This window comes from Saprospiraceae bacterium (assembly GCA_016709995.1).
Classification (GTDB): Bacteria; Bacteroidota; Bacteroidia; order Chitinophagales; family Saprospiraceae; genus JADJLQ01.
On record JADJLQ010000001.1, the window covers coordinates 3,074,125 to 3,085,938 of the forward strand.

9 protein-coding genes and 3 pseudogenes are annotated in these 11,814 nt (G+C 29.4%); all 12 read left to right on the forward strand.

What is annotated here, in order from left to right; all coding sequences use genetic code 11:
- Positions 1 to 280 precede the first annotated feature (280 nt).
- The 12 genes and pseudogenes from IPJ09_13080 to IPJ09_13135 all read left to right on the forward strand — a co-directional run bounded on the left by IPJ09_13080 (position 281) and on the right by IPJ09_13135 (position 11,721).
- The gene (locus IPJ09_13080; protein ID MBK7372350.1) at positions 281 to 688 is read left to right on the forward strand and encodes an FdtA/QdtA family cupin domain-containing protein; all 408 of its coding nucleotides are present in this window, start codon (positions 281 to 283) and stop codon (positions 686 to 688) included.
- Positions 654 to 1,227: pseudogene (locus tag IPJ09_13085) on the forward strand (N-acetyltransferase). Before IPJ09_13080 ends, IPJ09_13085 begins: the two are co-directional and overlap by 35 nt.
- Positions 1,224 to 2,318 (forward strand): annotated as a pseudogene (locus IPJ09_13090) (DegT/DnrJ/EryC1/StrS family aminotransferase). Before IPJ09_13085 ends, IPJ09_13090 begins: the two co-directional pseudogenes overlap by 4 nt.
- Positions 2,308 to 2,859, forward strand: coding sequence for a glycosyltransferase family 2 protein (locus tag IPJ09_13095; GenBank protein MBK7372351.1), 552 nt, complete (start codon positions 2,308 to 2,310; stop codon positions 2,857 to 2,859). The pseudogene IPJ09_13090 and the gene IPJ09_13095 overlap by 11 nt, the downstream one beginning before the upstream one ends.
- Before the next feature lie 466 nt (positions 2,860 to 3,325).
- On the forward strand, positions 3,326 to 4,531 hold the full coding sequence (locus tag IPJ09_13100; protein MBK7372352.1) for a glycosyltransferase family 4 protein: 1,206 nt from the start codon (positions 3,326 to 3,328) through the stop codon (positions 4,529 to 4,531).
- 515 nt (positions 4,532 to 5,046) lie between these two features.
- Positions 5,047 to 5,310 carry an FkbM family methyltransferase gene (locus tag IPJ09_13105; GenBank protein MBK7372353.1) on the forward strand — a complete coding sequence of 88 codons (264 nt, stop codon included), beginning with the start codon at positions 5,047 to 5,049 and terminating at the stop codon, positions 5,308 to 5,310.
- A gap of 551 nt (positions 5,311 to 5,861) precedes the next feature.
- A complete protein-coding gene (locus tag IPJ09_13110; protein ID MBK7372354.1) occupies positions 5,862 to 6,428 on the forward strand; it encodes a glycosyltransferase in 567 nt (188 codons plus the stop codon).
- A 575-nt stretch (positions 6,429 to 7,003) separates the two neighbouring features.
- A complete protein-coding gene (locus IPJ09_13115) occupies positions 7,004 to 7,732 on the forward strand; it encodes a glycosyltransferase (GenBank protein ID MBK7372355.1) in 729 nt (242 codons plus the stop codon).
- Positions 7,733 to 7,739: 7 nt separating this feature from the next.
- A pseudogene (locus tag IPJ09_13120) lies at positions 7,740 to 8,325 on the forward strand (DUF1919 domain-containing protein).
- A 123-nt stretch (positions 8,326 to 8,448) separates the two neighbouring features.
- Positions 8,449 to 9,024, forward strand: coding sequence for a hypothetical protein (locus tag IPJ09_13125; protein MBK7372356.1), 576 nt, complete (start codon positions 8,449 to 8,451; stop codon positions 9,022 to 9,024).
- A 36-nt stretch (positions 9,025 to 9,060) separates the two neighbouring features.
- Complete coding sequence (locus IPJ09_13130) at positions 9,061 to 10,197, forward strand: glycosyltransferase (GenBank protein MBK7372357.1); 1,137 nt, start codon at positions 9,061 to 9,063, stop codon at positions 10,195 to 10,197.
- 387 nt (positions 10,198 to 10,584) lie between these two features.
- Positions 10,585 to 11,721 carry a glycosyltransferase gene (locus IPJ09_13135; GenBank protein MBK7372358.1) on the forward strand — a complete coding sequence of 379 codons (1,137 nt, stop codon included), beginning with the start codon at positions 10,585 to 10,587 and terminating at the stop codon, positions 11,719 to 11,721.
- Positions 11,722 to 11,814: the final 93 nt, after the last annotated feature.

Here is an 11,814-nt window from a genome sequence, read left to right on the forward strand (position 1 = left end):
AAACTCTTGATGAAATCGTTGTTTTTCATCACGGAGCTTTATTAAGCGTAAATATGGATTCCAAAAAGGGAATATACACTATTGAAGGTGAAATCCCTCCTTATTTATTAAATGCGATCACTTACAAATTTAAATTAATATTTGTAAGATCAGCAGATATTATTGCATTCTATTGAAGATATAATAAAATTTGAAGTACTAAATGAAATGTTAGGATCTAACGCAAATGTACTACCTGGTATAATAAGGCCAAATATAGATTACAAAATAAATTATATTAATGAAAAACCCATACTTGATTAATTTTGATTCAATTGGATCGCGTCAATTAGGATTTATATCAGTAGCCGAATCATTAAAGAATATTCCTTTTTCTATTAAAAGAGTATACTGGACATATTATACGCCACATGATGTAATAAGAGGTGGCCATGCAAATATTGAAAAGGAAATGATTCTAATTGCAATTGCAGGAAATATTTCAGTGGAAATTGAAACAAAACATGGAGTCAAAAGCAACCACTTGCTAAATACGCCATCAAATGGTCTATATATTCCACCACTTTCGTGGCATAATATGAAATATTCACATAATGCGGTTCAGTTGGTATTTGCCTCAAATATTTATTCAGAATCAGATTATATAAGAGATTATGAAGAGTTCAAAAGAAAATATATTAATCAGTGAACATGCAATTGTTAATTCTCATAAAATTGGGAAATATACAAAAATATGGCAATTTGCAATAATTCTAAAAGGAGCAAGAATTGGTTCAAATTGCAATATCAATTGCCATACCTTTATTGAAGACGATGTTATAATCGGAAATAATGTTACTATAAAAAGTGGTGTGTATCTTTGGAATGGAACTAGAATTAAAGATGATGTATTTATAGGCCCAAAATGGTATTTACTAACGATATATATCCCAGAAGCAAAAAAGATTTTAAGTGTAAAAAGTTATAATTGGCAAAGGAGCTTCAATCGGAGCAAACGCTACAATTCTGGGTGGCGTTAAAATTGGAAACTATTCGTTAATTGGGCTAGGCTCTATAATAACCAAAAATGTCCCAGATTTTGCTTTAGTCTACGGAAATCCAGCAAAGATTAATGGATGGATGGATGCTGATGGCGATAAAATCATACAAATAGAAAATAATATTTACTATAATCCCAAAATTGATATATTTTACAAAGTAACTTCTAAAGGTCTAATGGTAATATGAAAGTTCCTTTTCTATCACTCGAAATTATTCATAATAAAATTAGAGAATCTGCGGTAAAAGCATTTGAAGAAGTGTATGATTCAAATTGGTTTATTCTAGGAAATCAATTAACTAAATTTGAAAATTCTTATTCACACTTTAATAAAGTAAAGTATACAATAGGAACAAGTAATGGTTTAGATTCACTAATCATATGTCTTAAATCATTAAATATAAAACATGGTGATGAAGTAATAGTCCCTTCAAATACATTTATAGCTACTGCTTTAGCGGTCTCATATGTTGGTGCAAAGCCTGTTTTGTTGAACCAGACATATGCACTTACAATTTAGATCCAAATTTATTAATCAAAAACATAACCACAAAAACAAAATGTATAATACCAGTACATTTATTTGGCCAAGCTTGCGAAATGGATAAAATATTAAAAATAGCTAAAGATTATAACCTTAATATAATAGAAGATAATGCTCAGTCGCAAGGCGCGACATATAACAATAAATTAACAGGTTCTTTTGGGCAAATAAACGCTACAAGTTTTTATCCTGGAAAAAATTTAGGTGCGATTGGGATGCAGGGGCAGTTACAACAAATAACCAGGAGTTAGCGCAGAAAGCGATAGCGCTAAAAATTATGGCTCAAAGTTAAATACATTCATAATTATTATGGTAATAATATGAGAATGGATGAAATTCAAGCTGCTTTTTTAAATATAAAATTAAAAGAACTGACTAAATACAATCTTGAAAGAAAAAAAATAGCCTCCTTGTATTATACTAATTTAAAAGATAATAAAAATATCATTCTCCCAATTATATGCCCCAACTCAACTAGTGTTTTTCATCTTTTTGTTATACGAACCAATAAAAGATCTGAACTACAAAAATACTTATCCGAAAACAATATAAGTACAATCATTCATTATCCAATACCGCCATATAAACAAAATATATATAAAAAGAATATGATAAAATAAGTATATAATTGCAAATGAATTGGCGAATACATCATTGAGCCTACTATGGCCAGGTATGAGTAAAGCAATGGTTATATATATCTGTAATTGTATAAATAGATTCTATGGAATATAAAGGAATTTCTCCTAATCCCAAAATATCAGTATTAACCTTGTGTTACAATAACGGAATCGAAGTAATTGAAACTATAAAATCGGTAAAATCGCAAACTTATTCTAATATAGAGCACTTAATCTTAGACGATTGTTCCACAAATAATTCATACAACTTAATAAAAAAATGGATTATTGATAATAATTATAATGCTAGGTTATATAAAAATAGTATAAATTTCGGGATTTCGAAATCTTTTAATATTTTACTAAATAAAAGCAGTGGCAAATTGATTGCTATTAATTGCGATGATTATTGGGATCCAATTCATTTACAAACTAACATTTCATCATTATTGGAAAATTCATTTGATGCAATATTTAGTAATATCAGTGTTACTGATAGTAATCTTAATCACATTTATTATATTCAAGATCATTTACTAAAATCACACTATTTAGAGGCTGATAACTTATTATTTACAAATGAAGAAAATTGTAAACTATTAGATAAAGATGAATCCTGCGAGCATCCTTTTATAATGGCTATTTGCACCCTGTAACAATGATAGTTTATAAAGAAAATATTTTAAAGATAGGTGGTTATGACGAAAATTAGCAGTTGAAGATTTAGATATGGCAATAAGATTGTGTGCAAATTTTAAAGAGGATACAATTCTATTTCGACTTCAAAGTATATTAAGAGGAGTAATAGCTTTACTGTTAATAAAATTGTAGCTCCAATTTTACTTAATGGGTGGCTTCAAACCTATATTAAACATAGACAAATTGCAAAAAAGCTTAGCGTAACCGAAATATACGATTCAAAAATATATGATTTGGCCCTTAGACTTTATAAACAAAAAGCAAATAATATCTTTAAGACATATACAGTTATTGTTTCTAACTGTTTTAAATTAAAGAAATCTTTTGACTATGTATATTATATTCTTAGACATAATATTATTATCGTTTTGGGTTTAAAATTATTTTTCAAAAAAGAAACTTTGTCTTAAGATTTAATTTCGTATGAAAATAATTATCGATGCGACATGGATTGCCGGACAATTTGGTAATAATAACATAAATGGCGGGTACAGAGTTATTGATAATTTTATAAGACAACTGTACAAATATCCACAACATGTCTTTTACCTTACCCATACAACCCATAGGGAAAGCTACACTGAAAATTTGAAAAGATATCACAAGGATATTGCTTCTCCTAAAAATATATTTGTATCAGCTGTTTCATTCAAATTATTAAATAGATCTATAACGCTGAAATGGTATTCATTCTTGAATAGAAAATTGCCTCTTAATTCATTAATTCCCTTTATTTACCCATGGTTGATTAGCAAGTCTGATATATATTATTCTTTTCTTGATTCAGTACCGTTTATAATTAGAAAAAACAAACGAATAAATAAATTTTTTACTGCTCTCGATTTAATTCCTCTCATTAGACCGGATATTTCAACTCTATTTTACGATTATACATTGAATCTATATAAAAAATTAGACCTTACCACCAAGATAATATCTATAAGCAATTCAACTAAAAATGATATTTTAAAGTTCCGGCCAGACTTAGAACCAAACAACATATTTGTATCATATCTTGCAGCGAATGAAACTATATTCTATAAAGAGGACAATGAAAAGAGATTGTCCGAAGTTAAGAACAAGTACAAAATTAAATCAGATCAATATTTCTTAACAATAAATAGTTTAGCTCCTTATAAAAATTCAGAATTTGTAATATTAAACTTTTTAGATTGGGTCTATTCCAATACAATTCAAGATACCCATCTAGTTGTTATTGGAAGGCCTTTAGATAACAATTTTACAAATAAATTGAAAAGCAAATACTCAAACATTTCAAATTTGATATTTCTAGAAAACGTTCCAGATTCAGATTTAGCGGGAATTTATTCCGCAGCTACTTGCTTTTTATATATGTCTCATTATGAAGGTTTTGGACTCCCCATTTTAGAAGCCTTCCAATGCGGAACTCCTGTTATTTGCTCAAACACTTCATCTATGCCTGAAGTTGCAGGAGATGCTGCCATCTTGATTGATCCAAAAAATAGTTCCGAGTTTATCAATGCTCTTGACAAGATATATTCCAACCAATTAGATAGAGAAAGGCTTAGCAGATTAGGTATAGACCGTTCAAAATTATTTAGTTGGCCTAAATTCGCAGACAATATTATTAAATGTTTTAATATTTAATGCCTCTTATGTTAATAGAAAAAACAATTGCAATTTTAAAAGATTTATATTTTGGAGATAGAGGAGAACCATATTATTTAAATAAAAAAAAATACTATTTTCAAATAGGTAGCAGACCCATCAGGATAAGTACATTAACTCTAAAAGCGATGTTGTACGTAATGATATCTTGCAATTTGACTTTGTACTAAGAGAACTTAAAAGCAATAGTATTTTCTACGATATAGGGGCCCATTTTGGAACGTACAGCATGTTAGCATCATCCATTTTGCAAGGTGACAATTCAATCTATGCATTTGAACCGGATACGCATCATTGAAAATACTTCATAAAAACATAAACTACAATAACCTTAATAATCGAATCAAAATAAAAGAAATAGCTATATCATCTACCGTAGGAAATTTATCTTTTAATATGCAGAATGGTAATTCGATGTCTCACTTGGTCACAAATTTAGAACCGAAATATAAAGGAAAACTAACTTCTGTAAAACTGATACATTAAACAATTTAATTCTTTCGTTACCAATCCCAACACTTTTAAAAATTGATACAGAAGGTGCTGAATTTGATATAATTAAAGGAGCAACAAAACTTTTGGAAATTCCGTCTATAATATTTGTTTGTGAATTGCATCCTTTTGCATGGGGTTGGTATAAGGACAATAGTTGGGATGAATTTTTAGCACTACTAAAATCATACGACCGCAAGATATTGGTATTGGACCCTAAAAAAACATTTTCCGATTTGCCATATTATGGTACTATTATATTCTAAACATTGAACTCATATGTATATATAACCAATACTGACTTTAGTCGCAGGCGGGGTGGCTGGGATGGATTAGGTGGAAAGGTGTATGATTTGCTTAAACTAAAATTAACCAACGTTACCCTAATTGATAAGGTTAATCCAGCCATAAATGTATATTCAAAATGGATCTACAAATTTCAAAAGTTATTAAGCCTAAAAAGAATTTTTCCATTATTTAATGAAAACAGATTAATTAAAATAAAGAAATTGTTAGATGAGGCTGTATCGACAGATGCTACTTATCTGATTTTTCATGGATCAACCCCATGGATAAACTATAAGCCTAAAGTTAAATATAGTATAATAATTGATTGTAGTTTTGAAAGTTACCTTAACACATATCATAATATAAATCATTTTAACCCCAATGATTTTAATCGAATAAAAAGAAAAGAAATAGAATTTCTTAAAAATGCGCATACTGTTTTTTTTACATCCCACTGGGCAATAAAAAAAACGACCATAGAATATGATCTTTACGATAAAAATTTTATTCATATGGGTCAGGCCCAACGATGCTCCTTAAATCTAATATTAATAAACAAGTATCTGTTAAAAATCAATTCATATTTATTGCATCAGATTTTAAGGGTAAAGGAGGAGAGCTAATAGTTAAGGCCTTTTCTTTGTTTCAAAAAAATAATTTAGCGTATAGCCTGCTTATTGTAGGACAAAAGCCGCCTTCTAAATTCATTAAGATTCCTAATGTTATATATTTAGGTTACATTGACAAATCTTCCCCAAAAGGCCTGGAAAATCTTAATCAATTATTCCAAGAATCAAAGAGCATGATTCTATTAACTAGAAAGGATATATTGCCATTAACAATAATAGAGGGAGGGCTATTGGGATGTCCCACCATAGCTAATCCTCTAAATGCTATACCAGAAGCCATTGAACACCTTAAGACAGGTTGGTTGATAGAGTCAAACATTAATAAGCTGGTTGAAACATTCAAATATATAGCCAATATGAATTCCAGCCAATATAACCTAATACGCCAATCAGTAATTAAAAAAATGGATGAGGAATATAATTGGGATTCAATTTTAATTAATATTTTAACAGGAATAAATAATTAAACCTAAGCCATATATTAGGCAAGGATTGCCAGCAGGGTTACGCAATGAAAAATGCACACTAAATGCATTGCAATAGAATCATCTTTTAGAAACCTGCCTGACTTTCTATTATTAATTAATGAGTCAGGAGGACATTGTTCATTGGTCAAGGTTAACCCTAACAAAGTTTTTTCTAAAGGAAAAGACTTTATTATTACCAACTGACGATTTTGTCAGCATCACGATATTTATTGTAGGGATTTGTAGCAGGAATTTATTGCATCTCTAATGCAGAATACAATTTTTGTAATAATGTTAAAATAAAAATAAAAAATGAGTTCGATTGGGATATTGTATCAAAGATTATCAATGTAGTTAAGAAATGATTGTTTTTAAAATTATAATTTTATGAATGAGATAAGTGTGATAATATGTACCTATAATCCTGAAATACTGTTACTTGAAAGGTGCATTGATGATATTATTAATATTTCGAATTTTGAAAGCATTAGAGAAGTACTAATAATAAATAATAATAGTGATCCAAGTATATTTAATGTTGAATTATTCAATAATATTGCTTTAAAGTCAAAAAAATTAAATACATTTTTGAAAATAAGCAAGGCTTAACTCATGCAAGACTTTTGGGAATTAAAAACTCAAATAGTGAGTATCTTGTATTTCTTGATGACGATAATTTTGTAGCTGTAAATTTTATAAATGAAGCTTTGAGAGTTTTCAACGAATTTCCTTGGATAGGTTCATTTAGCGGTCAAATTGACTTAAAATTTGAACATGTTCCTCCTGCTTGGACTAAAAAGTATTGGAATTTATTAGCATTTCGTAAATTTAACGGAAATCATTGGTCTAATGTATACTTTGATAATAATTGTATGCCATGCGGAGCAGGTTTATGCGTTCGAAGAAGCGTTGCTGAAAAATACTCTGAAACGCATTATAATGGCCCAAGATCTATCATATTGGATAGAACTAAGGGCAGTTTACTATCAGGTGGAGATAATGATTTAGCAATGTGTGCGATTGACTTGGGTATGGGTGTTGGAATTTTTGAATCACTAAAATTGTCTCACTATATACCAAGATTTAGAACAGAGATAGAATATCTAAAACAGTTAGCATATAATATTTATTTCTCTAGCGTGATATTAAAATATGTACGCGGCTATGGTGTAGAAAGGATAAAATTTAAAACCTTATTTAAAAGAATTATTCTTTTAATCACACTACCCTCATGTGACAGAATAATACAATTTTCTTGCCTAAGGGGAGAATTAGATGCTTATAAGTTTATTAACCCTAAATAGTATCTAAATGCTAAATTATTATTATTCAAAGTATTTAAAATTTACTAGACGGATGTTTCTTAAAGACTCCAAATTTTGTATTATTTCAGACAATTGTTGGGGTGGATTCATTTACCAACATTATGGATTAGTATATAACACACCATTTATTGGATTATTTATTTTTTCACCAGATTACATTAGGTTGTTAAAGAATCTAACTAATTATTTAAAGCTAGAATTAAAATTTATTGATTTTGATAAATCAAAATATTATAGTTATATTAAAGAATATAAAAATACCCTGTTGCATTATTGGCTGATATTGAAATTCACTTTATGCATTATCAAAATGAATTAGAAGCTTCCAAGAAATGGAATTATAGAGTTATGAGATTAAATTATAATAATCTAATTAATAAGTTTTGCGAGAGAGATCTTTGTAATGCTGAATTAGTTGATGAATTTTCTAAATTAGATTATCAACGGAAAGTTTGTTTTACAAGTAAAGATTATCCACATTCAGAATGTATTAAACTAAAAATGAATATGGTTTAGAAATTAAGAACGAGTGGGAGAATTTTTTGGTTACAGTTCCATTAAATAAATTTTAAATTCTTTTTATTGATTGTATTATGATTAATTATTTAAATAATAGATATAGGCCAATATTTCAGGTAATTCATGGATTTTTATTTAAATATGCATGGTTGAGGTCTTGGTATTCTAATAGACCTATGGATAAAAACAAAAAGCCAGTCCCATGGTGGACTTATCCTGCAATAGATTTCTTAAATCAGTTTAATTTGGAGGATATTCGTGTTTTTGAGTGGGGAAGCGGTAATTCAACTATTTGGTTATCAAAGAGGTGTAAGGAAGTTGTTAGTGTTGAATGCCTTCCTGAATGGTATTATTTCATCAAGCCAAAGTTGGGAAATAATGTAAATTATTCTTTAATAGAACAAACTATAACAGATTCAATAAAAATGTTTGAACTTCAAAATTCATTATTTGACATTATTATAGTGGATAACTATGGTGGATTTAGATTAGATTGTTGCAAGGCTGCAGTTAATAAATTGAGTTCTGGAGGTACAATTATTTTAGACAATAGTGATCAATGTCCTCTTTCCTGTGAATATTTACGAAGTTTAGAGTTAGTTCAGATTGATTTTATGGGGTTTGTTCCAGGAAGTGGTTATGCTCAAACAACAAGCTTCTTCTTTGACAAATTTATTAAGTTCCCACGACATAGTGACTCTAACTATTTAAAAAGTATAGCGCAACCAAATTTTGCTTGGCCGCAATGTTAGTATATAATTATGTTTAATAAAAGAAATATTTTCTAATTGAAAATTTTGCATATTATTGAAAACTTTGATAACGGAGCAGTTGAAAAATGGTTGTTCGAACTTTATAGTGAATCAAAAATTATCAAACCTGATTGGGATTGGACTTTCTATTGTTTGTTGCCAGAAAAGGGGAAGTATGAGCACCTTGTTTTGGAAAGTGGCGCAAAAGTTGTGCATAGCCCTATAACCATTAGTCATAAGTTTTTGTTTTTAAAGGAGCTGAGAAAGTTTCTTTCTTTTAATAGGTTTAATATTATACATGTACATCATGATTATTTAAGTGGGTTTTATTTATTGTCAACTATACTATTAAAGAATAAAAAGAGAATTATTTTACACCTACACAACCAGGAAAGATCACTTCCAACAAGTAATATTTTTATAAAAAAAATGGGTTTGTTTATTTTTAGAAAGTTGTCATTTTTTATCAGTGATGAGATCTGGGCCAATTCATATTCAACCTTACATGATTTTATTAATATGAAACACTACTCAAAAGATATGATGGTTTTTGAACTCGGTCTTAATCTTAATAGATTTAATTTTACTTTAAGTAAGAACTGGTTAAAGCAGGAGGCTGGTATATCAAATAATTCCAAAATATTACTTTTCGTTGGCAGAATGTATTCATTAAAAAATCCACTGTTTTGTATAGATATTATTAATGAGTTATTAAAACTTCGAGATGATACATATTTGTTTTTTGTAGGTGAAGGTGAGCTTTATGATGTAATTTTAAGAAATATTACTGAAAATAATTTAACGAATAGAGTTCGCCTTTTAGGATTTCGAAATGATGTATATGACATTATGTTTGGTGGTGACTTATTACTATTTCCCAGAATTGAGAGTCCAAAAGAAGGTTTTGGTTTAAATATTTTGGAAGCTCAAACAGTAGGCATACCATCATTAACAAGTTTTGGTGTTCCACAAGATGTTGTCCAAATCCCCTCTTTGGTTGAATTTTATTCTATTGAAAATTCATCTAAACAATGGGCTCGAAAAGTATCTGACATTTTAAATGCTGGAAATAAAATTAAATATCCCCATACTTTAAAAATTATGGAAGAGTCTAACTTTAATATTAAGAATGGAGCTCTAAAGTTAATTCAACTATATACAAAATATTCATAACCAATTTATTGCCTTGTATTTTTATAGTTGCTTCTATATCTAAGTGTTATATAGTTTTTATTTCGAACTGCCAAATAGCGTAGAAAGTCGACAAATGTCCTTATACAAATTTCTTTTTTATATATTGTGTTTACATTATAGCAATAAGATAGTAGAAACATTTCAATATTAGCCTTATATATATTAGTCTGTTATTTGCTTCAGGTTAGTATTTAGATTCAATTTACTTTTAAGAATTAATTTACTCCTACTAATATAAATATTTTGCAAGCTCTACAAATAGATGCCGATATTAAGGATTAATATGGAATTAAATACTATATATTGCAAAATACTCTTATTAAGCAGTTTTAAACGGTTATTTATTAAGAGTTAATTTGTCTAAAATTGAAGATTTTACATGTTCTTGACGGATTCGGAATTGGAGGTGCCGAAGTTTGGCTAGTTGAGCTAGCTAGGTTTTCATTTTTAAATAGCGACTCTTTGTCTCATGATTTTTTGTGCACGGGGGGGGAGGAAAGATATTTTGATCAGGAACTCAAAAAATTAGGTTGTACTATTTTTTATTTTAAATATAGCACCAAGCATATATTCAAATTTCGAAGTTATTGTGTCTCAGTTTTGAAAGATACTAACTATGATATGATTCTTGACCATACGGATTATGGTGCAGGATGGCACTTTCTGGCGCTTTACAAATTTTCAATGTTGAAGGTAGCCTATTTACATAACCCTCTAAATCAAACCTGGCATTATAAAAGCAATCTAACCAGGAAATTAACATATAAGATTGGCAGATGGCTAATGGCTTTTTTATCTGATAAATTAACGGGTACTTCTGAGCAGGTTATGAATGAGTATGGATACGATAGGTGGCCGTACCTTCGTATTCGAATCAAATCCATTCACTGTGCATTTGACATAAACAAATTCACATTTTCTAATCTTTCCAGAAGGAAGATCAGAGACGAATTCAAAACAAAACCAGGTCAAATCCTAATTTTATTTATAGGAAGATTAAGATTAGAGGTTGATAATCCTTATGCCAATCAAAAAAATCCATTGTTTGCCCTTGACCTGGCCAAGAAATTGTCGATGTCGAGCGATAAATATCACTTTCTTTTTGTAGGAGATAAGGGACATTCCGGCTTAGAGATGGAAAAGAATATAGCAGAGATGGACCTCAGCAATAAAATTTATTTTACAGGCCCCAGGAAAGATATCCCTGCATTAATGTCCGGAGCGGATATCTTATTATTTCCCAGTTTATTTGAGGGACTTGGAATGGTAGCCGTAGAAGCGCAAGCTAATCAATTGCCAGTGATAATGTCTGATCGTGTTCCAATAGAAGCCATGGTAGATTCTCAATTGGTCAAAATATTGCCTTTAACAGAAAGATTATGGCTGGATGCTATTCACAAGTTTGCACCTGCTATCCGCTCTGAAGAAATAAACCACATGATCAAAGATTCTGATTTTAATATAACCAGGTGTAATGAAAATTTGAAAGCCTTGTTAGCTTGAACAATGAACAATCAAGATTCAATCAAAGTTACTTTTTTTTCAGCGGAAGCCCATTCGTGATTTTCATTTCTCAGTGGAGATTATATTTAATGA

Bases quoted from the DNA above. Each gene is read 5' to 3' on its own strand.
- IPJ09_13080 (MBK7372350.1), top strand. From the start codon at position 281: ATGAAAAACCCATACTTGATTAATTTTGATTCAATTGGATCGCGTCAA.
- IPJ09_13110 (MBK7372354.1), top strand. From the start codon at position 5,862: ATGCTCCTTAAATCTAATATTAATAAACAAGTATCTGTTAAAAATCAA.
- IPJ09_13100 (MBK7372352.1), top strand. From the start codon at position 3,326: ATGAAAATAATTATCGATGCGACATGGATTGCCGGACAATTTGGTAAT.
- IPJ09_13125 (MBK7372356.1), top strand. From the start codon at position 8,449: ATGGATAAAAACAAAAAGCCAGTCCCATGGTGGACTTATCCTGCAATA.
- IPJ09_13095 (MBK7372351.1), top strand. From the start codon at position 2,308: ATGGAATATAAAGGAATTTCTCCTAATCCCAAAATATCAGTATTAACC.